Below are 20697 nucleotides of genomic sequence, written 5' to 3'. Positions count from 1 at the left end.
CGGCGCCACGCTAGCATGGGCCCGTGGCACTGAAGCGAACCTCCTTCCCCCGCACCGCCGAGGCCGTGGCCGTGGTCGAGCTGCGCAACGCGATCGTGCGCGGCGACCTGCCGCCCGGTGCGCAGATCCGCCAGAGCGCGGCCGCCGAGGAACTGGGGCTGAGCGTCATCCCGGTCCGCGAGGCGCTGAAGACGCTGGCCGGCGAAGGGATCGTCAGTTACCTGCCGCAGCGCGGCTACACGGTCACCGAGCTGCGCCCGGAGAGCGTGGACGGGATCTTCCGGCTGCGCGAGCTGCTGGAGACCGAGGCCGAGGCGGTGGCCTCCACCCGGCTGCGCCCCGAGGACCTCGCGGCGATGCGCGCCGCCGTGGACGCACAACTGGCGGCCACCCTGGCCGGCGACGGCTACGCGGCCATCGTCAGCAACCGCGCCTTCCACTTCGCGCTGCTGGAGCGCTGCGACAACGAATGGCTGCTGCGCTTCGTGCGGCAGCTGTGGGACGCACTGGAACCCCACCGCGCCCTGGCCTACCGGCGCACCGCCCTGAAGGGCGACGCCGCCCGCGCGCACGCGATCCTGCGCGAGCACGAGGCCGTCCTGGACGCCTTCGAGTCCGGCAGGACGCAGGAGGCGCTACGGCTGCTGGCGGAGCACCGGGCCGAGGGACGCGAGGACTTCCACCGCCTGCTCACGACGACCGCCGAGACCTGACCCGACCTACCGCGACCCGCCTCGGCCGTGCCTCGTGCCGGTCAGGCCCTCGGCTCGGTCATCCGGCGGGCGGCCTCGACGACCGCCGCGCGGTGCAGAGCCAGCCGCTCGGTCGGCCACGCCTTGCCGACCTCCTGGGGGTCGACGCCCTCGGCGGCCCAGAACCAGGCCTGGGCCGCGGCCAGGACCAGGGTCAGCAGATCGTCGGGCTCCATCCCGGGGGCGACGTCGCCCCGCTGCTGCGCGGCGGCCACGGCGGCGGCCTTGCCCCGGAAGGCGTCGTGCTCGAGCCCGGTGGCGGAGGGGCGCTCCAGCAGCTTCCACAGCCGCAGGCGCATCAGGTCCGGCCTGGCGACCAGGTGGTCGAAGATCGCACCCGCGTAGCCGGGCAGGTCGTCGACGTCGAACGGCACCGACTCGGCGCCCTCCGCCAGCGCCCGCCGCAGGACCTCGTCGAACAGCTGCTCCTTGTTGCCGAAGTAGACGTAGATCAGCCGCTTGTTCGCACCCGCGGCCTCGGCGATCCGGTCCACCCGGGCGCCGGCGATGCCGTAGGCGGCGAACTCGTCGAAGGCGGCGTCGAGCAGCCTGGCCTTGGTGGCGCTGGAATCCCGTGGCATACCGACCATCCTACCAATTAACTATCTAGTTATTGACATAACCGATCCGCAGACCTAGGGTATGTATCTATCCAGTTAGTTAGAGAAGGAGAACCGCAATGGAACAGCTCGCACTGGGCAGCCAGGGCCTGACCGTCGGGGCCCAGGGCCTCGGCCTGATGGGCATGAGCGTCTTCTACGGCGCCACCGACGAGACCGAGTCGCTGGCCACCGTCGACCGGGCGCTGGAGCTCGGCGTCACCCTGCTGGACACCGCCGAGAGCTACGGCCCCTTCGTCAACGAGCAGCTGCTCGGCAAGGCGCTGGCCGGACGCCGGGACGCCGCCGTGGTCGCCACCAAGACCGGCGTCGAGATCACCGACGACGGCCGGGTGCTGGACCTCAACGGCCGGCCGGAGTACGTCCGCCATGCCCTGGACCGCTCGCTGCGGCACCTGGGCACCGACCACGTCGACCTGTACTACCTGCACCGCATCGACCCCAAGGTGCCGATCGAGGAGACCGTCGGCGCCCTGGCCGAGCTGGTCGCCGAAGGCAAGATCGGCCACATCGGCCTGTCCGAGGCCTCCGCGCAGACCATCCGCCGGGCCCACGCGGTCCACCCGGTCACCGCCGTCCAGACCGAGTACTCGCTCTTCGAGCGCGGTATCGAACAGGACGGGGTGCGCGACACCCTGCGCGAGCTCGGGATCGGCCTGGTCGCCTACTCCCCGCTGGGCCGCGGCTTCCTGTCCGGCGCGATCACCAGCCCCGACGACTTCGCCGCGGACGACTGGCGCCGGACCGACCCCCGGTTCCAGGGCGAGAACTTCGACCGCAACCTGGACGTGGTCCGCGAGGTCCGCCGCATCGCGTCCGACAAGGACGTCACCCCCTCCCAGCTGGCCCTCGCCTGGGTCCAGCACCAGGGCGCCGTCGCCATCCCCGGCACCAAGCGCCGCCGCTACCTGGAGGAGAACGTCGCCGCCACCGGGGTGACGCTGACCGCCGACGACATCGCCGCGATCGAAGCGGTGGCCCCGCACGGCGTGGTCACCGGCGACCGCTACGCACCCGAGTTCATGGGCACGCTCAACGGCTGACAGCGCCGACGGTGTCGAATCCAGGCGGCCGGTTCCGACTCAGGGGTGAAGACTGACCGACACACCCCGTGACGCGAAGGGAACCACCGCCATGGACTACCGCCTCGAACTCATCCCGCTCCCGGTCGCCGACGTCGACCGCGCCAAGGCGTTCTACGCCGACCTGCTGGGCTTCAAGGTCGACCTGGACTTCAGCCCGAACGAGGCGTTCCGCGTGGTCCAGCTGACACCGCCCGGGTCGTCCTGCTCGGTGGCCATCGGCGTGGGCGTCGTCGGCACTCCCCCGGGCTCGGTCCAAGGACTGCACCTCGTCGTGGACGACATCCACGACGCGCGGGCCGAGCTGGTCGGGCGCGGGGTCGAGGTCGCCGAGGTCGTGGACATGAGCGCGCCGGGCAAGCCGACCGTGTCCTACGCGGCGTTCACCGACCCGGACGGCAACGGCTGGACCCTGCAGCAGCTCCCCCGCTGAGCGGCCACGACTCGCATGGTGCGTTCATCCGGGACCACCCGGCCGTTGGCCACCGCTTCATCCCGAGCGGCGAAGTTGTCTGTACAACTTTCCCCGACCTCGGAAGGCCGACGGATGTCCGACCCCGCTTCGCTGCCGTCCGCGTGGCTGCGCGACAACTGCCGCTGCGCCCGCTGCCGCGATCCGCGCAACGGTCAGAAGCTGTTCCAGATCACGGATCTGCCCCGGGATCTCGCCGTCTCGACGCAGTCGCGCACCACCGTGGACGGCGCGCCGGGCTGGGAGGTGGTCTGGGAACCCGACGGCCATGTCTCCGCCTACACCGAGGCCTGGATCGCCGGCACCCAGGACCCCGGCCTCGCGGCGGCGGACGCCGGCGACGATCGAACCGAGGACGCCAAGACCCTGTGGACCGCCGCGGACCTGGCCGGCGCGGTCCCGGCCGCGGACTGGTCCGACTACCTGCGGGACCCGGACACCCGGCTGCGCACCCTGGAGGCCGTCGCCCGGCTGGGCTTCGCGGTCCTGCGCGGCGTCCCCGTGCGCGAAGGCCAGGTCACCGAGGTCGCCCGGACCTTCGGCTTCGTGCGGGAGACCAACTACGGGCGGATCTTCGAGGTCCGGGTCGAGGAAACCCCGAACAACCTCGCCTTCACCTCCGAGCGGATCGGCCCGCACACCGACAACCCCTACCGCGACCCGGTCCCCACGCTGCAACTGCTGCACTGCCTGGTGAACAGCGCCGAAGGCGGCGACTCCGGTCTGGTGGACGGCTTCACCGCCGCCGCGCTGCTGCGTGCGGAGGACCCGGCCGCCTTCGACGTGCTGACCCGCACCCCGGTGCCGTTCAGCTTCGCCGACGCCACCACCCGGCTCAGCGCCCACCGCCCAACCGTCGGCACCGACGCGCACGGCCGGATCCGCGAGATCCGCTTCAACAACCGCTCCACCGGCACCCTGCGGCTGCCCGCCGCAGGGATCGAGGCCTTCTACGCCGCCTACCGCTCCTTCGCCGAGATCCTGCTGCGGCCGGGACTGCGGCTCGACTTCCGGCTCACCCCGGGCGACTGCCTGATCTTTGACAACACCCGGCTGCTGCACGCCAGGACCGCCTTCGCGAGCAGCGGCGGACGCCACCTCCAGGGCTGCTACGCGGATCTGGACGGCCTGTTCAGCACCATCGCCGTCCTGCACCACGACCGACCCGGCGGTGCCGGGACCGACCCTCGCCGAGGAGCCGCAGCATGACCCCCGCTCAGATCCCCGACGTCCTGTCCGAACTGTCGGAGCTGTTCGAGGGCCAGGGCAGCGCCGAGTACTTCGGCGAGGACGTGACCCAGGCCCAGCACATGCTGCAGACCGGCGCGCTGGCCGAGGCCGCGGGTGCGGAGCCGGCGCTGGTGGCCGCCTCCCTGCTGCACGACCTCGGCCACTTCCACGGGGAGGCCACCGGCCACGACCTGATGGCGGGGACCGACAACCGGCACAGCCACACCGGCGCCGACCGGCTGGCCCGCTGGTTCGGCCCGGACGTCACCGAGCCGGTGCGGCTGCACGTCGCCGCCAAGCGCTACCTGTGCGCGGTGGAACCCGACTACGCCGCCACGCTCTCGCCCGCCTCGGTGCACACCCTCGCGGTGCAGGGCGGTCCGATGACGCCGGCCGAGGCCGCCGCCTTCGCCGCACACCGCTACGGCGCGGACGCGGTGCGGCTGCGCCGCTGGGACGACGCCGCCAAGGACCCGGAGGCCCCCACCCCCGGATTCGACCACTTCCGCCCGCTGCTGGCCCGGTTGCTCACCGCGGCGCCGTCCGAGCAGCCGTCAGGAACCCCCGCGGCGCCCTGAGCGCCAGACCTCGGCGTAGCCGCGCAGGAACTCCGCCTCCACCTGGGCCATCCGCTGGATCTCGGTGGGGTCCACGCTCTCGTCCGGCGCGTGGATCGCGCAGAGCGGCTCCTCCACGCCCATCAGCACGATCTCGGCCTCCGGGTAGGTCCGGGCCAGGACGTTGCAGAGCGGGATGGAGCCGCCCTGCCCGACGTAGGCCAGCGGCTTGCCGTAGACCTCGCGGGCGGCCCGGTCCAGCGCCGCGTACGCCGGGCCGCTGGTGGTGGCGCTGAACGGGGAACCGGTGGACTCGCGCTCCACCTCCACCCGGGCGCCCCAGGGAGCGGCGGTGCGCAGATGCGCCGTCAGCGCCTGCAGCGCCGCCTCCGGGTCGGTGCCGGGCGGCACCCGCAGGCTCACCCGGGCCCGGGCGGTGGCCGGGACCGCCGCGGCCGAGCCGACCACCGGCGGGCAGTCGATGCCGAGGACGGTGACCGCCGGCCGCGCCCACAGCCGGTCGGCGACCGTGCCGCCGCCGATCAGCGAGACGCCGTCCAGCACGCCCGCGTCGGCCCGGAACTGCTCCTCGTCGTAGCCCTCTCCGCTCCAGCTCCCGGTGCAGTCCAGGCCCTTGATGACGGTTCCGCCCTGCGGTCCGCGCAGCGAGTCCAGGATCCGGATCAGCGCCGCCAGGGCGTCCGGGGCGGCGCCGCCGAACATCCCGGAGTGCACGTCGCCGCGCAGCGTGCTGACCGTGACCACCAGGTTGGCGACGCCGCGCAGCGAGGTGGTGGCGGTGGGCACGCCGACGGCGGCGTTGCCGGTGTCGGCGATCAGCAGGACGTCCGCGAGCAGTTCGTCGATGTGGCCGGGGACGTACTGCTCCAGGCCGCCGGTGCCCTGCTCCTCCGAGCCCTCGGCGACCAGCTTGACGCCGACCGGCAGGTCCTCGCCCAGGGCGCGCAGAGCGGTGAGGTGCATGACGATGTTGCCCTTGCAGTCCGCCGCGCCGCGCCCGTACCAGCGGCCGTCGCGTTCAGTCAGCCGGAACGGCGGCGAGGTCCAGGCGTCCTCGTCGAGCGGGGGCTGGACGTCGTAGTGGCAGTACAGCAGCACGGTCGGGGCGCCGGGCGGGGCCGGGCGGTGGCCCAGCACGGCGTGGCTGCCGTCGGGGGTCAGCGCCAGGTGCACATCGTGCAGTCCGGCCTCGGTGAAGGCGTCGGCCACCCACTGGGCGGCGCGGCGGCACTCCTCGGGCGGGTACTGGCGCGGATCGGCCACCGAGGGGATGGCGACCAGTTCGGCGAGGTCCGCCTGGGCGCGCGGCATGAGCGCGGCGATGCGCTCGGCGAGGTCGTCACTCATCATCGATCGTCTTCCCGGTCCTGGGGTCGTCGTTCCGGTGTGCTTCGTGCTGCATGACGCGTCCCAGCCTGGGCGAGAGCGGCCGGGACGGCCACTCGTGGGCCGTCGAAGAGGCTACACACCACCCCGAACCGCCCCGGGGGCCGGTCGGGGACGGGAAAAACGGATGGCGGGCGGTCCTGGCCCGGACATAGCCTGAACGGTCGTGACCGATGATCAGAAGGCGCTCTCCGAGCGGCTGCCATCCCGGGCCGGGGCGACCGCCGAGGGGCTCTTCTCCCGGCCGCACGCGGCCGTCACCGCGAGCCTGGCCGCGGTGATGTTCCTGACCGGCTTCGCCGCGCTGGCGGTGGTGCCGACGCTGCCGGTGGCCGCCCAGGACCTGCACGGGGTGTCGCTCTATCCGCTGGTGGCCGGCTGCTTCGTGGCCGCGAGCCTGTTCGGCGGGGTGCTGGGCGGCGACTGGTCGGACCGGGCCGGGGCGGACCGGCCGCTGGCCGCGGGTGTGGCGCTGGCCGTGGCCACCCTGCTGGTCTCGGCCACCAGCACCTCGATCTGGCAGCTGGCGGCCGGTCGGTTCCTGGACGGGCTGTCGGCCGGAGTGGTCGCGGTGGCCGTCAACACCGCCATCGCCCAGGCCTACCCGGACCGGCTGCGGGCCCGGGCCCTGGCGCTGATGAGCACCTGCTGGATCATCCCCTCGCTGGCCGGTCCGCCGCTGGCCGGGCTGGTGGCCACCTGGTGGTCCTGGCGTGCGGTGTTCTTCGGCCTGGCCGCGCTGAACCTGCTGCCGGCGCTGGCCGTGGTGGTGCTGCTGCGCCGCCGCGCCGGGCGGACCGCCCCGCCCTCCTCCAACGCCATCGGCTCCATCGGCGTACGGCCGCCGCGCCCCGCGCTGGCGGTCGCCGCCGCGGTGAGCGCCGGCGCGGCGCTGGCCCAGTACGCCGTCTCCGGCTGGGACCTGCTCCATCTGCTGTGCGCGGGCGGCGGCCTCGGCCTGCTGGTGGCCTTCGCGCCGCGGCTGCTGCCACCGGGCACCTGGCGGGCCGCCCGCGGACTGCCGGCCTCGGTGCTGCTGCGCGGGCTGGGCTCGGGGGTGTACTTCACCCTGGAGGCCTTCGTCCCGCTGCTGCTGGTCACCCTCCGTCATGTGCCCGCGGCGGTGACCGGTCTGGCCTTCACCGCCGCCGCCCTGGCCTGGGCCGCGTCCTCCTGGGCCCAGGGCCGGCTGCTGGAGCACGTGCCCCGGCACCGGCTGGTGGCGGCCGGGGCGCTGCTGCTGGCCCTGGCCGCGGCGCTGGCGGCGGTCGGGACGCTGCCGGCGGTGCCCGCGCTCACCGCGGCGTCGGCGATGGTGGTCGCGGCGCTGGGGATGGGCCTGCTCGCCCCCTCGCTCACGCTGCTCTCGATCGCCCACAGCCCGCCGGACCGCCGCGGCTACGCCGGAAGTGCGATGCAGACCTCGCAGAACCTGGGCCAGATCGCCGTCCTGGGCGCCGCCTCGGCGCTGTTCAACACGGTGCTGCGGACCCGGCTGCCCGACCCGGCCGGCTACGCCGCCGCCTTCGTGCTGCTGCTCCTGCCGTGCGTGCTGGCCGCGCTGTTCGCCGCCCGGGCCGGCGGTGTCCCGGCCGAGGGGCCTGGGTAGGGGACCGGTGAGAGGCCCGGGAGGTTCCCATGCGACATGTCACCGGCCACTTCCGCGGTCGTTTCGACCGCGGCGTCCATCTGTCCCGGGGGGAATGGCGGCGCTTCGCCAACGACGGTTCCGAGCCGCTGACGGCCCGCAGCGACCTCCCGGCCCGCCGGCTGCTGGCCCGGGTCTTCGGCGCCCTGTTCCTGGCTGGAACGGTCCTCTTCTGCCTGCTGGCCGCCGGCGCCCGGCCGGGCAGCAGCCCGGGGCGGACCTTCTTCGCGGTCTACGCGGCGGTCTGCGCCGCCTTCGTGCTGGTCGCCCTGGTGGACCTGGCGGTGGTCCGCCGCCGGGTCCAGGAGCAGCGCCGCTGGGGCCGCTGAGCCCGCCCGGCGGGCAGACAGCGGCCACGTTCGACGGCTGCTCACCGCTCCCGGCTGTGCGGGTCCGGCTGCTGTGCCTGCGGCTCCCCGCCCGCGCCCAGGTAGAGCCGGGCCACCCGGGGGTCGGCCAGCAGCTCGGCGCCGCTGCCGGTCAGCCGCACCCGGCCGCTCTCCAGGACGGCGCCCCGGTCCGCGGCGGCCAGCCCGGAGCGGGCGTTCTGCTCCACCAGCAGGATGGTGCGGCCGTCCGCCGCCAGCGCGCCGACGGTGTCGAAGACGGCCCTGCGGGCCCGGGGCTCCAGCCCGATGGAGGGTTCGTCCAGCAGCATTAGGGCGGGTTCCAGCAGCAGCGCGCGGGCCAGTTCCACCTGTTTCTGCTCGCCCCCGGACAGCGACCCGGCACTGGCCCGGCGCCGCTCGGCCAGCAGCGGGAAGCGCTCGGCCAGGGCGTCGGCGCGCCGGCGGACCTCGCGGCGGCCGCTGCGGGTGCCGTCCAGCAGGTAGCCGCCCATCAGCAGGTTGTCCCAGACCGTCATCGCCGGGAACAGGCTGCGCTCCTGCGGCACCTGGACGATGCCGCGCAGCAGCCGCTCGCGCGGCGAGAGCCGGTCGAGCGGTTCGCCGCGCAGCAGCACCCGGCCGCGGCCGGTCCGCAGCAGCCCGCTGACGACCCTGAGCACGGTGGACTTGCCCGCCCCGTTGGGGCCGATCAGACAGAGCACCTCGCCCTGATCGAGCGTCAGGTCGACGCCGTGCAGCACCTCCCCGGCACCGTAGCCGGCGGTCACCCCGCGCAGTTCCAGCAGTACCGGCACGGCGTCAGCCCCCCAGGTAGGCGTCGAGGACCCGCGGGTCGGTCTGCACCGAGCCGGGCGGTCCCTGGGCGATGACCCGCCCGCCGTCCATCACCACCACCGGGTCGCAGAGCCGCATCACCAGGCCCATGTCGTGCTCGACCACCAGGAAGGTGGTGCCGGTGGCGTGCCGGGCCCGGATGTGCCGCTCCATGGTGCGGACCATGGTCGGGTTGACCCCGGCGGTGGGTTCGTCGAGCAGCACCAGGGCGGGCGCGCTCATCAGCAGCGCGGCGAACTCCAGCAGCTTGCGCTGGCCGTAGGAGAGCTCCTCGGCCGGGTCCGCGGCCAGTGCCGCCAGGCCGAACTCGGCCAGCAGTGCCTCACCCGCGGCCCGGTCCCCGGCCCGGGCCCGGGGACCGGCCAGCGCGGGCCAGCGGTGGCCGGAGGCGATCAGCAGGTTCTCCAGCACGGTGAGGTCGGGGAAGACCCGGGGCTGCTGGAAGGTGCGGCACAGGCCGCGGCGGTAGAGTCGGGCCGGATCGGGCCGGGCGATCCGGCGTCCGTCCAGCAGGATCTGCCCGGCATCGGCCCGGAGGTAGCCGGTGACCAGGTTGAACAGGGTGGTCTTGCCCGACCCGTTGGGGCCGATCAACCCGGTGACGGTGCCCCGCTGCACGCCGAACGAGCAGCCGTCGACGGCGGCGACCCCGCCGAAGCGCTTGCCCAGCCCGCGGACCTCCAGCAGCGGCGCGGTCACGGCTGCTCCACCGCGACCTCCGGACCGACGTCCGCCCGCAGCCGCCGGCGCCGCCACCGGTCCGCCAGCGTCGGCAGGACGCCGCGCGGCAGCACCAGCATCACCAGGACGAACAGCGCGGCGTAGCCGAGCAGGTAGAGCTGGCTGGCGCCGTACTGGTAGGCGAGGTACTGCTGGGCCGGGGCGATCACGAAGGCCCCCAGCACCGGCCCCCAGAGCGTGCCGCGGCCGCCGAGGAAGACCATCAGCACCATGGCGATGGTCACCAGCGGGTCCACCGCGAACTGCGGGTAGATGAAGGAGAGGTAGTAGGCCCACACTCCCCCGGCCATGCCGGTGATCCCCACCGACAGTGCGAAGGCGCCGAGTTTGGCGGTGCCGACCGGCACGCCCACCCCGCGGGCCTTGTCCTCGTCGGCGCGGACCGCCAGTAGCGCCAGGCCCAGCCGGCTGCGCAGCACCGCCCAGGACAGCAGCAGCGCGAACACCAGCAGCGCCAGCATCGCGTAGTAGAAGGGCCGTTCGAAGGTGGCGGGGGCGAAGTCCGGTACCGGCATGGCCATTCCCTGCGCGCCGTGGGTGATCCCGCGCAGGTTGTAGGCCAGCGTCTGGGCGACGAACAGCAGGGTGATGGTGACGATGGCGAAGACGTCCGAGCGGGTGCGCATGGCGATCCAGGCCACCGGCAGTCCGGCCGCGGCGACCGCCAGGCCCACCAGCGGCAGTACCGCGAAGGGGGCCAGCCCCGAGCCGATGCCGTGGTGCTGGAACCAGATCGCCTCGGCGTAGGCGCCGAGCCCGAAGAAGGCGGCGTGGCCCAGCGACGGGTAGCCGGCGTAGCCGCCGACCAGGTTCCAGGCGCTGGCCAGCACCGCGTACATCAGCGTGAACAGGGCGATGGTCATCAGCCAGGGCGCGGTGACCAGGAACGGGAAGGCGGCGAGCAGGGCGACGAAGCCGGCCACCGGCGCGGCCGTCCTCACAGCGCCCCCCGCAGCCGGGCTCCGAACAGCCCCTGCGGGCGCACCAGCAGCACCGCGAGCAGCACCACGAAGAAGCTGAAGTCCGACCACACCGGTGAGATCAGCGCGCCCACCAGCGCCGAGACCACCCCCATCGCGAGCGCCGCGACGACGGTGCCGCCCAGGCTGCCGAGCCCGCCCAGGACCACGATGGACAGCAGCCGGGAGATCAGGTCGTAGTGGCTGTTGGGGTTGAAGGAGTACACCATCCCGTAGACCGCACCGGCGGCAGCCGCGGTGGCCGCGCCCAGGCCGTAGCCCAGCGCGGCCACCCGGTCGCCCTCCACCCCCAGCAGCCTGGCCGCGGTCGGGTTCTGCACGGTGGCGCGCACCGCGCGGCCGAACCGGGTGCGGCCCAGCAGCAGCGCCAGCGCGCCCAGCACAGCCAGCGACAGCAGGCAGGCGGCCAGCCGCACCTCGCCGATCCGGTACCCGGCCACGGTCCAGGAACGGTTGGCGTAGCTCGGCTGGATGGTGCGGTAGTCGGACTTGTAGACCAGGGTGAGCACGCCCTCGATCCCCAGTGCCACCGCGAAGGTCACCAGCAGCGACAGCTGCGAGGCGTCCGAGCGGTGCAGCGGTCGCAGCAGGCACCACTGCACCGCCGCTCCGAGCAGGAACAGCGCCGGGGCGACGATCGGCACGGTCAGGAACGGGTCGATGCCGAAGGAGACGAAGAGGCTGGAGCTGAGATAGGCCGCCAGGATCACCAGCGCCCCCTGAGCCAGGTTCACCACCTTCAGCACGCCGAAGATCAGCGTCTGGCCGCTCGCCATCAGCGCGTAGACGCCGCCGGTGAGCAGTCCGAGGATGATCGCCTGGATGGTCTCGTGCACGCCGCGATCACCCGCTCCAGGGCAGCTTGCCCAGGACCGGAGCCGACTGCGCCCGGTCGGCCGGGAAGACCGGCAGCAGCTTCCCGCCGATCCACTGGACCAGCACGTAGGAGGCGTTGGCCGCGCCGTCGGAGTTCCAGCTGAGGTCGCCCTCCAGGGTGGGCCAGCTGCCCGAGTGCAGGGTGCTGATCAGCGTGGCGTTGTCCACCTTGCCGGTCTTGGCGGCGACCTCCTGGACCAGTTGGCCGCAGGAGTACGCCTCGGCCGAGGTGCTGTCGATGCTGGTCGCCGCGCCCCCGTAGGCCGCCGTGTAGGCGGCGACGAAGGCGCTGTTCCCGCTGGTGGTGGCGGTGGGGAACCAGTCGCCGGAGGAGAAGATCCCGTTGACGTTGCCGGCGCCGACGTTGCCGGGGAAGTTCAGCGGGTCGTTGGCGCCGTTGGACAGGTAGAGCAGCTTCGGCGCCCACTTGAGCTGCACCATGGCCTTGACCAGGGCGTAGGCGTCGGCGGACTGGGTCCCGGCGACCACCAGGTCCGGCTTCTTCGCGGCCATCGCGGTGACCACCGAGGACAGGTCGGTCGCCTCGGCGGGGTAGATCTGCTGGTAGACGGTGCGGATCCCGGCGGCCTGGAGCCGGGTGCGCACCTCGGCGGCGATCGGCGAGGCGAAGGGGTCGTCCAGCGCCGGGTAGGCGGCGGTGGTCGGACGCTGGGATGCCGGCAGCGACAGGATGTAGTCGGCGAAGACGTCGCCCTGCTGGACCACCGGGGCCGGCTGCACGAAGAACAGGTTGTGCAGGTGCTGGCTGAACACCGCCGGGCCGCCGCCGGCGGGTTCCAGGAACGCGTAGCCGTAGCGCTTGGCAACCTGCGAGGCCGGGACGGTCAGCAGGCTGGAGAAGGGGCCGAAGACCAGGTCCACGTGGTTCTTGGTGATCAGGTTCTGATAGTTCGTCACCACCTGGGTGGGGCTGGAGGTGTCGTCGACGATGTCCAGCACCACCTTGCGTCCCAGCACCCCGCCGGCCGCGTTCACGGTACTGGCCCAGAGCTGGTAGCCGCGCTGCGCCGACTTGCCGGAGTCGGAGAAGTCGCCGGTGAGCGACAGTGAGATGCCGATGGTCAGCGCCGGTCGGGCGCCGGACGAGGCGGAGGGTTTGGCCGCCGAACTGCTGCAGCCCGCCAGCGCCAGCCCGGCCGCCGCCAGCGCCGCAGCGGCGGCCCGGACCCGGGTCCGTCCGGCGCCCCTGGCCGTGCCCCCGGCTGTGCCTCTGCCCGTGCCTCTGCCTGTGTCCCTGCCCCTGCTGCGATTGCTCATGGTCCGCCGTCCTTCCTGAACGCGGCCAGAACACTGCGAACGATTGCAGTGGAGTCTGCTGCCGAGCTGATGGAGTGTCAACAATGTTGGGGCATCAGCAGTGCAAAGGATTGCGGCGGTTCCCGGCCGCCCCTACGGTGACGCCATGGCCGGTCGACGCCCCACCCTCGACGACGTGGCACGCGCCGCCGGCGTGCACAAGGCGACCGCCTCCCGCGCGCTGAACCCGGAGACCCGGAACCAGGTCAAGTCCGAGACCGCGCACCGGATCACCGTCGCCGCCCGCCGCCTCGGCTACGTGCCCAACACCCTGGCCCGCGGACTGCGCACCAGCCGGTCCACCGCCGTCGGGGTGCTGGTCCCGGACCTGACCAACCCGCTGTTCCCGCCGATCGTGCGCGGCATCCAGGACCGCCTGGACGCCCACGGCTACACGGCGCTGCTGGTGAACACGGACAACGACGAGGCGCGCGAGCGGGCCCAGTTCGCCGAGCTGGCCAGCCGCCGGGTGGACGGCTTCATCGTCGCCACCGCCCGCCGGCAGCACCCGCTGCTCGCCGAGGCGGCCGAACGCGGCACCGCCCTGGTGACCGTCAACCGCACCGTGGAGCTCCCGGGCACCCCCGCGGTCGTCGGCGACGACGCCGACGGCGTCGCCCAGGCCGTAGCCCATCTGCGCTTGCTCGGCCACACCCGGATCGCGCATCTGGCCGGACCGCAGTCGGTCTCCACCGGCGCGGTCCGGCTGCGCGCCTTCCTGCAGCAGGCGGGCCCGGCCGGTGGCGCGGTGGTGGAGTGCGCCGGCTACACCGAGCAGGCCGGCCGCGCGGCGACCCGCCGGCTGCTGGACCAGTGCCCGGGGACGACGGCGGTGCTGGCCGGAAACGATCTGATCGCCCTGGGGGCGCTGGCCGAACTCGCCGCGCGGGGCCGCCGCTGCCCCCGCGACCTGTCCGTGGTGGGCTTCAACGACATGCCCTTCGCCGACCGCTTCCAGCCGCCGCTCACCACCGTGCGCGTCCCGCACCACGAGATGGGCGTGCAGGCGGCCCAGTTGCTGGTGGAACTGCTGACCGGTCCGCAGACCATCGCCCGGACCGTGGTGCTGCCGACCCAACTGGTCGTCCGCGACTCCACCGCGGCCCCGCCGCCCCCGCTCTGACCGGTCAGCGGTCCGAGCCCGCCCTGCTCCGCTCCCCCCGCTGCGGGACCGCCGCAAGAACCGCCCTGTTCCGGCGGTGCAGCGGCAGCCGCACTCCGGTCGCCCGGCGCGGATGCGGCCGCCGGGCCTGGGCGCACAGCGACGCCCTGGCGCTCGGGGGACGCGCCGCCGGCCCGGCCGCGACCAGAACCCGGTCCGGCCCGTCCGGCAGCACCGCCGGCTCCTCCGTCAGGTCCTCCGCACCGGCCGCCACCGCGACGCCGCCGGCCGTACTACGACGGCGCACCGCCGGTACGACGACGACCATGGCCAGCAGAACGGCGACGAAGACGGCCGCGCCGACCACGCCGACCGTGCGCACCAGCTGCTCGACCGAGGGGCCCAGGTAGTAGCCGGCCGCGACCGTGCCGACGCCCCAGAGCACGGCGGCCACCGCGCTGTAGGGGAGGAAGCGGCGGTAGGGCAGCCCGGAGCCGCCCGCGGCGAAGGGCACGAAGGAGCGGACGAAGCCGACGAAGCGTCCGGCGAACACGGCCGGGCCGCCGCGGCGCTGCAGGAAGCCGCGGGCCCGCGCGGTCCGCCGCCGGGTGCGCTCGGCGCCGGGGCGCCGTTCGAACCAGCGGCCCAGGGCGTACCCGGTGCTGTCGCCGATGACGGCGGCGACCACCACCACCGCGGCCAGCACCACCGGGTCCAGGTCGCCCCGGGCGGCCAGCGCGCCGGCGACCAGGATCAGCGACTCACCGGGCATGAAGACGCCGAAGAAGGCGCTGGTCTCCGCGGCGGTCAGCAGGAAGACGACGGCGTAGGACCAGAATCCGGCTGCCTCGACGATCTCGTTGGGGTTCACCGCGCTCACCCCCGGGTCGAGGCGCTGGGCCTCCGGGGCCGGGACTGCCGGACGGTGAGCCGCTGCGAGGCGAACCAGGCCAGCAGCGCCAGGGAGACGCTGGCGACGGCGACCGGCAGCCGGTGGTTGGTTATCAGTACGGTCGCCAGCGCGTCGCCCACCAGGGCGACCGCCCCCGCCGCCGCCCGGATCCAGGCGCCCGACGGCAGCGGGCGCGGACGGTGGGTGCCGTGCGTCATCGTGCTCATCGAATCGCCTCCTGGCCGGCCCGGCGCCCCCGCCCGTGCGAGCGCACGGACGGAGGACAGCCTCGTCAGCAGGGTCAACCGGAGGACTTCCTCCACCTATTCCCGAAATCTTGGATCAGGTGGGCGATTTTCGGCCGCAGTACGGCCGCGCTCGGCAGGGCCGTCGGCCGCTAGCTGAGCGTCCACTGCTGGTTGCTGCCGCCGTTGCAGGTCCACAGCTCCGCCAGGGCGCCGTTGGCCGTGCTCGCCCCGGTCACGTCCAGGCACAGGCCGGACTGGACCCCGGTGACGGTGCCGTTGGAGTTGATCGTCCACTGCTGGTTGGTCCCGCCGTTGCAGGTCCAGGTCTCCACCTTGGTGCCGGCCGTGGTCTTGGCGCCGGTCGCGTCCAGGCACAGCGTCGAGCTGCCGCTGTAGACGGTCAGCTGGTTGGCGGAGCTGTGCGTCCAGGTCTGGTTGGTCCCGCCGCTGCAGGCGTAGATCTGCAGTTGGACCCCGGCGGTGGTGCTGGAGTTCGGCACGTCCAGGCACTTGCCCGCACCGACCGCGTGCAGCGCGCCGGTGCTGGACGCCGCGGCGGTGTAGCCGACCGAGACGATGTTGGCCTGGACGGCGTTGTCGGCCGCGTCGGTCGGGTAGCCGGTGGTCATCACGCCCTCGAAGAAGGAGCCGGCCGAGGAGTTGCTGTTGTCGCCGCCGGTGCCCAGGATGATCGCGCCCTCCTGGCTCATCGGGATGTACCCGCCGGTGGTGGGCAGCGAGCCGTTGTACCAGGTGGTGAGGGATCCGGACTGGGCGTTGCCGCCCTTGAGGGCGTAGGTGCTGGTGCCGTTGTTCTTCAGCAGCGCGGTGACGAAGGTGCTGGAGTTGCCCAGGTTGGCGGTGTTGGAGCCGTTGCCGCCGGCGAACAGGCCGTTCTCCAGGTCGGCCTGGACCCAGGGTCCGGAGCCGGTGCAGGGCGAGAACCAGCACTCGGTGCCGAAGTTGATGGCGTCCATGTGGCCGTTGCCGGTGTCGTCCCCGGAGGTCTCGGCGTTGCCGTAGTCGAAGCAGCAGCCGCTGTTGACGTGGGTTCCGCTGGTGACCATGTAGGCGCCCTGGGCGGTGCTGCCGGTGGGCACGCCGGTGGTGCTGTTGTTGCGGTAGCCGACCCCGGGCGTCACATAGACGCCGTAGACCGAGTGGCCGCCGACGGTCAGCGGGAGCGCGTTGGCGATCGCGCCGACGTCCTGGCCGCCGTTGCCGCCCGGGCCCGCGATGGTGAGGTTGTTGTGTTCAGAGGTCTGGTCGTAGATCTCGGTGATGGTGCAGACGGTGCCGGCGCAGAAGGTGTCCTGGGCGGCGGCGTTGGCGTAGCCGCCGGCGGTCAGGGTGCCGATGTCGGTGGTGGTGCTGTCGGAGGCCCTCTTGACCTGGTAGAGCGAGCCGCTGTAGGCGGCGAAGAGCGCTCGCACGCTGCTGTGCGCGGCCACGCAGGGCGTGCCCGCGGCGGCGTAGATGTCACAGGGCAGGGAGGTGGCGGCCTGCGCTGTCCCCGCCGTGCCGGCCAGGACGGCGGCTAGGAGCGCCACGACGGTGCCCGCGGCCAGGAGTGCCTTTCTCAGGTGCCGGAGAATCACTGCGAACCTCTCATCCAGAGCGTGAGGAGCTGATGCCAGTGTGTTAGCGCTAACATGCCGTCATGGACCGTCGGGACATGGGGAAGTGTGCTGACTGATCGGATGACGTGCGCTACCGCCGCACCCCGGTGGAAGGTGCGGGAACTGCGCTATTGCCAGGAAAGTGACGCGTGTTAGCGCTAACAAACGCGACGCCCGGATACTGGCCCCGGCATGAGCATGCCGGGCGGCTGACGGCTACTCACATTTTTTACGCCTTGATCTCCAACAGGTCAACGGGTTGAAAATTATCCGTACATGACGACTCATCACCGGGAAAGCACCCACCAACGCTCAGATTCGACCGTTACCATGCACACCACGACGTGCCACCACCGGAGTTGGTGTCGGTTCTCTCAGCAGGCAGACGGAAGAGGCGAATGATGTCAGGCACCGACCCGATGGCCCAGGAGCCGCAGGACGACCGCTCGCCCGGGGTCGACCTGCGCATGGACATCCCGCATTCGGCTCGGGTCTACGACTACCTGATCGGTGGGAAGACCAACTTCGAGGCGGACCGGGTGGCCGCCGAGGCGTCGGTGCGGGCCTGGCCGGCCCTGCCGATCTCGATGCGCACCACCCGCACCTTCATGCAGCGGGTGGTCCACCACCTCGCCGAGGAGCACGGCGTCCGCCAGTTCCTGGACATCGGCACCGGCATCCCCACCTCGCCCAATGTGCACGAGATCGCCCAGGGCATCGCCCCCGAGGCCCGGGTCGCCTACGTCGACAACGACCCGATCGTGCTGACCCACGCGCGGGCCCTGATGTCCAGCACCGCCGAGGGCAGCACCTGCTACATCGACGCCGACCTGCGCGACGTCGACTCGATCATCGGCTCCCCGCGGCTGCGCGAGGTGCTGGACCTGAAGCAGCCGGTGGCGCTGTCCCTGATCGCCATCGTGCACTTCATCCTGGACGAGGACGACCCGCAGGGCATCGTCCGCCGGATCATGGACGAACTGGCGCCGGGCAGCTTCCTGGCCCTCACCGTCTTCACCGGCGACACCGACCCGGTGGGCGTCGGCGGCGTCGGCCGCGAGTACAACGCGCGCGGGATCCCGCTGCAGATCCGGGACCGCAAGGAGTCCCTCGCCTTCTTCGACGGCTACGACCTGCTCGACCCCGGGGTCACTCTGGTCCACCAGTGGCGCCCGGAGCAGGACGCCCCGCGGATCCGCGACCAGGACATCGCCATGTACGGCGGAGTGGCCGTCAAGCGCGGCTGAGCGGCGGCGGGGCCTGGCGGGCGGGGCAGCGGGCCGGGCTGCCCCGGCCCGGCCCGCTGCTGTCCGACGCCACGACGACGCCCGCTACGGTTCGACCAGCGCCGCCCGCAGGTCCTGCAGTTCCGCCTCGGTCAGCCCCTGGCGGAGCAGCCAGCCCGCGCCGCCCCCCGAGCCGGTCCGCAGGGCCTCCAGGAACCGGTGCATCACCGCCGGGTCCGCGGACATCAGTCCGTGCTCCACAGCCGGCAGCCGCCCGTACGAGGGCAGTCGCGCCAACCGCTCACCGATCCGCGCGGTACGGGACGCGCTCAGCGCGTAGTCCTCGGCGATCGCGTCCGCAGGCACCCCCACCGCGTCCAGCAGCACCGCCGCCAGCAGTCCGGTGCGGTCCTTGCCCACGGCGCAGTGGAACATCACCGCGTGCCGCTCCCGGTCGGCGACGATCCGTGCGGCGGCCAGCACCGACGGACCGCTGCCGGCCAACATGGCCAGGTAGAAGTCGGCCAGCCGGCTGCCGCTGACGTCCGGCACCGCGTCGGCGGCCACCCCCCGCTCCTGCCGGACCGGCAGGTTGACCCGGCTCAGCCCGGTCCGTTCCAGCAGCCCGTGGCCCTCCCGGGCCGACTCGCGCGGACCCCGCAGATCAACGAGTGTGCGCAGGCCGAGCCCGTCCAGCAGCACCTCGACATCGGCGGGCGTCGCCTCCTGCACGGTGCTGGCCCGGAACAGCACGCCCCTGCGGGTGGCGCCGCCGCCGCGCACCGGCAGGCCGCCGAGGTCCCGGACGTTGTCGACCTCGGCCAGCTCCACCCAGCGGGCCGCGTCGGCGGAACGGCCCGTCACTCCCCGTCCGCTTCCACCGGCTTGGCGTCCTCCACCGGCTCGGCGTCCTCCACCGGCTTTGCGTCCTCGACGGCCGGCTCGTCGGGCCGGTAGGACAGCGCCAGCAGTGCGGCGGCCGCCGCACTACCCAGGCCGGCGGCCAGCAGCGCCGGCACCGGTCCCTCGCTGCGACGCCGCAGCAGGCGGTCGACCGAGTAGCGCCCGTGCCCCAGCGCGGCCAGCGCGACCGCGGCCCCGGCGACCACCCCGGTGTACTCCCAACCGCCCTTGAAGACGAAGAAGCCCTTGCCCCGGTGATCGGTCCGGGCCGCCACCGCCATCAGCCCGACCACCGCCGCCGCCGGCAGCGGGTTGGCCAGACCCACCGTGAGCGCGACCCCGGCCGCCATCTCGGTCCCGGCCGCCATCCGCGCGTGCACCGCGGCGGGCTTGAGCCCCAGCGACTCGAACCACCCCGTGGTGCCCTGCAGACCGCCGGGCCCGGAGACCTTGTTCCAGCCGTGCACGAAGAGCATCGGCCCGAGCGTGGCGCGCAGCGCCAGCGCGGCGGTGTCCCTGGGGTGGTGCTGGGGTTCGCTCATGTGTCTTTCCTTTGGCGTCCGGTGACACTACGTCAGTGGAGTGGAACGGTCGGAAGCGGGTGCTGGAAGACAGGTTTGCGCTTCTCGGCCCGGTCCGCCACCGTGCGCGATGGTGATCCGCGCCTCAGCCGATCCGTTCGATCCGGTCGACCAGCCCCCAGTCCAGCGCCCGCTCCGCCCCGATCGGTGCGCCGGACAGCACCAGGTGCAGGGTGCGCCAACGGCCGATGCGGCGCGGGATGCTCACCGTCCCGCCGGCTCCGGGGATCAGGCCCATGCCCAGTTCCGGCAGCAGGAACCAGGCGTCGGGATCGGCGACGACCCGGCCGGCGAAGGCGGGCAGTTCGATGCCGGCACCGACGCAACTGCCGTGCACCAGCACGGTGATCCGCTCACGCAGCCGGTGCAGCGGGGCGGCCGCGCCGCCGCGGGTGCGCACCAGGTGCGCCGTGGCCAGGTCCGGGGCCGTCCCGAACTCCGCCAGGTCGCCGCCGGAACAGAAGCAGGGACCGTTGCCGTCCAGGACCACGGCGGTCACGCTGTCGTCGGCCTCGGCGATCCGCAGCGCCTCGACCAGGGCGTCGCGCAGTTCCCGGCCGTGGGCGTTGCGGCGCTCGGGCCGGTTCAGGGTGAGGTGGAGGGTGTCGCCCTTGCGCCGGACCAGTACCGTCTCGGCTGCCGCCGGGGGCGGGGCGGGGCGGTCACCGCGGGCGGCCAGCCAGTCGGCGAACTCCTGGCCGCCGAGCAGGGTGGAGTAGGCCAGCGACTCGGCGTCCAGGGCCTCACCCACGGTCAGCCGGGGACCGACCCTGAGCAGCCGGCCCAGCACCAGCGCGGCCTGCGGGTGGGCGAGGACGTTGGCGTGCAGGGTGCGCGCCTCGGCTGCGGGATCGTCGACGGCGACCACCCGACGGTCGCCGCCGTCGCCAACTCCAACGCCGGCACCGGCACCGGCACCGGTCCGGGCCAGGGTCAGGTCCAGCGCCTCGACCAGGGTGTCGGGCAGCGACGCCGGCTCTCGCGCGGTGATGCCGACCAGCAGCCGGTCGCACTCCCCCGCCCGCTCGACGGCCCGGCGCAGCACCGCCGTGCCGCCGTCGGGCCCCCCGGCGTCGAGGTCGACGAGCAGCAGCGGGTCCAGCGCCGCGCCGCCCTCCGCCAGCAGCGGGGTGTGGGCCGCACCGGCGGCCAACTCGTCGAGGGAGATCGTCGTGGGCATCGGCATGACCCTGGCTTAGCACCCCGCCCCGGTCGTTGGCGAGACCGCGGTGATCACGGCGGGGTGATCACGGCAACTGC

The 20697-nt window shown here is 73.3% G+C and carries 22 protein-coding genes; 9 read left to right on the top strand and 13 right to left on the bottom strand.

Annotated elements, in window-relative coordinates:
* Positions 1-23 precede the first annotated feature (23 nt).
* Positions 24-713 (top strand): GntR family transcriptional regulator, encoded by a 690-nt coding sequence (locus tag IF29_RS0126915; protein WP_051726051.1) that lies wholly within the window; start codon positions 24-26, stop codon positions 711-713.
* 41 nt (positions 714-754) lie between these two features.
* Here the strand turns inward: IF29_RS0126915 and IF29_RS0126910 are convergent, their stop codons facing one another.
* Positions 755-1333, bottom strand: a complete 579-nt coding sequence (locus tag IF29_RS0126910; RefSeq protein WP_051726050.1) for a TetR/AcrR family transcriptional regulator — start codon at positions 1331-1333, stop codon at positions 755-757.
* Between the two features lie 98 nt (positions 1334-1431).
* On the opposite strand from IF29_RS0126910, the gene IF29_RS0126905 reads away from it, so the two are divergent.
* The 4 genes from IF29_RS0126905 to IF29_RS47930 all read left to right on the top strand — a co-directional run bounded on the left by IF29_RS0126905 (position 1432) and on the right by IF29_RS47930 (position 4734).
* On the top strand, positions 1432-2415 hold the full coding sequence (locus IF29_RS0126905; RefSeq protein ID WP_030260036.1) for an aldo/keto reductase: 984 nt from the start codon (positions 1432-1434) through the stop codon (positions 2413-2415).
* A gap of 91 nt (positions 2416-2506) precedes the next feature.
* Entirely contained in the window at positions 2507-2887 is a 381-nt protein-coding gene (locus tag IF29_RS0126900; RefSeq protein ID WP_030260033.1) for a VOC family protein, read from the top strand.
* A gap of 114 nt (positions 2888-3001) precedes the next feature.
* Positions 3002-4135, top strand: coding sequence for a 2-trimethylaminoethylphosphonate dioxygenase (gene tmpA, locus IF29_RS46985; protein WP_051726049.1), 1134 nt, complete (start codon positions 3002-3004; stop codon positions 4133-4135).
* On the top strand, positions 4132-4734 hold the full coding sequence (locus IF29_RS47930; RefSeq protein ID WP_051726048.1) for a phosphonate degradation HD-domain oxygenase: 603 nt from the start codon (positions 4132-4134) through the stop codon (positions 4732-4734). The genes tmpA and IF29_RS47930 overlap by 4 nt, the downstream gene beginning before the upstream one ends.
* On the opposite strand, the gene IF29_RS0126885 is transcribed toward IF29_RS47930, so the two are convergent.
* Positions 4711-6084 (bottom strand): dipeptidase, encoded by a 1374-nt coding sequence (locus IF29_RS0126885; RefSeq protein WP_037596758.1) that lies wholly within the window; start codon positions 6082-6084, stop codon positions 4711-4713. The two genes, IF29_RS47930 and IF29_RS0126885, sit on opposite strands and share 24 nt — an antisense overlap.
* A gap of 202 nt (positions 6085-6286) precedes the next feature.
* Here IF29_RS0126885 and IF29_RS0126880 point away from each other — a divergent pair, with 202 nt between their 5' ends.
* Together IF29_RS0126880 and IF29_RS0126875 are read left to right on the top strand one after the other, a co-directional pair.
* Positions 6287-7729: an MFS transporter gene (locus IF29_RS0126880; protein ID WP_037596756.1), complete on the top strand. Its 1443-nt coding sequence runs from the start codon at positions 6287-6289 to the stop codon at positions 7727-7729.
* Between the two features lie 29 nt (positions 7730-7758).
* Positions 7759-8097: a DUF6343 family protein gene (locus tag IF29_RS0126875; protein ID WP_232242461.1), complete on the top strand. Its 339-nt coding sequence runs from the start codon at positions 7759-7761 to the stop codon at positions 8095-8097.
* 41 nt (positions 8098-8138) lie between these two features.
* Here the strand turns inward: IF29_RS0126875 and IF29_RS0126870 are convergent, their stop codons facing one another.
* From IF29_RS0126870 to IF29_RS0126850, 5 genes are read right to left on the bottom strand one after another with little or no spacing between them, the layout of a single operon-like run.
* A complete protein-coding gene (locus IF29_RS0126870) occupies positions 8139-8912 on the bottom strand; it encodes an ABC transporter ATP-binding protein (RefSeq protein ID WP_198037561.1) in 774 nt (257 codons plus the stop codon).
* A gap of 4 nt (positions 8913-8916) precedes the next feature.
* Positions 8917-9651, bottom strand: a complete 735-nt coding sequence (locus IF29_RS0126865) for an ABC transporter ATP-binding protein (RefSeq protein WP_030260016.1) — start codon at positions 9649-9651, stop codon at positions 8917-8919.
* Positions 9648-10634 (bottom strand): branched-chain amino acid ABC transporter permease, encoded by a 987-nt coding sequence (locus tag IF29_RS0126860; RefSeq protein ID WP_157623945.1) that lies wholly within the window; start codon positions 10632-10634, stop codon positions 9648-9650. The genes IF29_RS0126865 and IF29_RS0126860 overlap by 4 nt, the downstream gene beginning before the upstream one ends.
* On the bottom strand, positions 10631-11509 hold the full coding sequence (locus IF29_RS0126855) for a branched-chain amino acid ABC transporter permease (protein ID WP_030260010.1): 879 nt from the start codon (positions 11507-11509) through the stop codon (positions 10631-10633). Before IF29_RS0126855 ends, IF29_RS0126860 begins: the two co-directional genes overlap by 4 nt.
* A gap of 7 nt (positions 11510-11516) precedes the next feature.
* Positions 11517-12827 carry an amino acid ABC transporter substrate-binding protein gene (locus tag IF29_RS0126850; protein ID WP_051726046.1) on the bottom strand — a complete coding sequence of 437 codons (1311 nt, stop codon included), beginning with the start codon at positions 12825-12827 and terminating at the stop codon, positions 11517-11519.
* A 145-nt stretch (positions 12828-12972) separates the two neighbouring features.
* Between IF29_RS0126850 and IF29_RS0126845 the strand changes: the two genes are divergently transcribed.
* Complete coding sequence (locus IF29_RS0126845) at positions 12973-13989, top strand: LacI family DNA-binding transcriptional regulator (RefSeq protein ID WP_030260004.1); 1017 nt, start codon at positions 12973-12975, stop codon at positions 13987-13989.
* A gap of 4 nt (positions 13990-13993) precedes the next feature.
* Here IF29_RS0126845 and IF29_RS0126840 read toward each other — a convergent pair whose 3' ends face one another.
* The 3 genes from IF29_RS0126840 to IF29_RS0126830 form a co-directional block, all read right to left on the bottom strand.
* Positions 13994-14839, bottom strand: coding sequence for a DedA family protein (locus IF29_RS0126840; protein WP_157623944.1), 846 nt, complete (start codon positions 14837-14839; stop codon positions 13994-13996).
* Positions 14840-14844: 5 nt separating this feature from the next.
* Complete coding sequence (locus tag IF29_RS0126835; RefSeq protein WP_030260000.1) at positions 14845-15087, bottom strand: hypothetical protein; 243 nt, start codon at positions 15085-15087, stop codon at positions 14845-14847.
* A gap of 170 nt (positions 15088-15257) precedes the next feature.
* Positions 15258-16706: an arabinofuranosidase catalytic domain-containing protein gene (locus IF29_RS0126830; protein ID WP_157623943.1), complete on the bottom strand. Its 1449-nt coding sequence runs from the start codon at positions 16704-16706 to the stop codon at positions 15258-15260.
* Positions 16707-17128: 422 nt separating this feature from the next.
* On the opposite strand from IF29_RS0126830, the gene IF29_RS0126825 reads away from it, so the two are divergent.
* Complete coding sequence (locus IF29_RS0126825; protein WP_030259996.1) at positions 17129-17974, top strand: SAM-dependent methyltransferase; 846 nt, start codon at positions 17129-17131, stop codon at positions 17972-17974.
* Positions 17975-18058: 84 nt separating this feature from the next.
* Here the strand turns inward: IF29_RS0126825 and IF29_RS0126820 are convergent, their stop codons facing one another.
* The 3 genes from IF29_RS0126820 to IF29_RS0126810 form a co-directional block, all read right to left on the bottom strand.
* Positions 18059-18817 (bottom strand): tyrosine-protein phosphatase, encoded by a 759-nt coding sequence (locus IF29_RS0126820; protein ID WP_051726044.1) that lies wholly within the window; start codon positions 18815-18817, stop codon positions 18059-18061.
* Positions 18814-19398, bottom strand: a complete 585-nt coding sequence (locus IF29_RS0126815) for a DoxX family protein (protein ID WP_037596753.1) — start codon at positions 19396-19398, stop codon at positions 18814-18816. The genes IF29_RS0126820 and IF29_RS0126815 overlap by 4 nt, the downstream gene beginning before the upstream one ends.
* 124 nt (positions 19399-19522) lie before the next feature.
* On the bottom strand, positions 19523-20617 hold the full coding sequence (locus IF29_RS0126810; protein ID WP_030259989.1) for an enoyl-CoA hydratase/isomerase family protein: 1095 nt from the start codon (positions 20615-20617) through the stop codon (positions 19523-19525).
* Positions 20618-20697 lie beyond the last annotated feature (80 nt).

The sequence above is a fragment of the Streptacidiphilus jeojiense genome (assembly GCF_000719095.1).
Taxonomy (GTDB): domain Bacteria; phylum Actinomycetota; class Actinomycetes; order Streptomycetales; family Streptomycetaceae; genus Streptacidiphilus; species Streptacidiphilus jeojiensis.
This window is presented reverse-complemented; position numbering and strand designations above follow the sequence as displayed.

Coding starts and splice junctions, on each gene's coding strand:
- IF29_RS0126910 (WP_051726050.1), bottom strand. CDS start 1,333: ATGCCACGGGATTCCAGCGCCACCAAGGCCAGGCTGCTCGACGCCGCC.
- IF29_RS0126905 (WP_030260036.1), top strand. CDS start 1,432: ATGGAACAGCTCGCACTGGGCAGCCAGGGCCTGACCGTCGGGGCCCAG.
- IF29_RS0126900 (WP_030260033.1), top strand. CDS start 2,507: ATGGACTACCGCCTCGAACTCATCCCGCTCCCGGTCGCCGACGTCGAC.
- tmpA (WP_051726049.1), top strand. CDS start 3,002: ATGTCCGACCCCGCTTCGCTGCCGTCCGCGTGGCTGCGCGACAACTGC.
- IF29_RS47930 (WP_051726048.1), top strand. CDS start 4,132: ATGACCCCCGCTCAGATCCCCGACGTCCTGTCCGAACTGTCGGAGCTG.
- IF29_RS0126885 (WP_037596758.1), bottom strand. CDS start 6,084: ATGATGAGTGACGACCTCGCCGAGCGCATCGCCGCGCTCATGCCGCGC.
- IF29_RS0126875 (WP_232242461.1), top strand. CDS start 7,759: ATGCGACATGTCACCGGCCACTTCCGCGGTCGTTTCGACCGCGGCGTC.
- IF29_RS0126850 (WP_051726046.1), bottom strand. CDS start 12,827: ATGAGCAATCGCAGCAGGGGCAGGGACACAGGCAGAGGCACGGGCAGA.
- IF29_RS0126845 (WP_030260004.1), top strand. CDS start 12,973: ATGGCCGGTCGACGCCCCACCCTCGACGACGTGGCACGCGCCGCCGGC.
- IF29_RS0126835 (WP_030260000.1), bottom strand. CDS start 15,087: ATGAGCACGATGACGCACGGCACCCACCGTCCGCGCCCGCTGCCGTCG.
- IF29_RS0126825 (WP_030259996.1), top strand. CDS start 17,129: ATGTCAGGCACCGACCCGATGGCCCAGGAGCCGCAGGACGACCGCTCG.
- IF29_RS0126815 (WP_037596753.1), bottom strand. CDS start 19,398: ATGAGCGAACCCCAGCACCACCCCAGGGACACCGCCGCGCTGGCGCTG.
- IF29_RS0126810 (WP_030259989.1), bottom strand. CDS start 20,617: ATGCCCACGACGATCTCCCTCGACGAGTTGGCCGCCGGTGCGGCCCAC.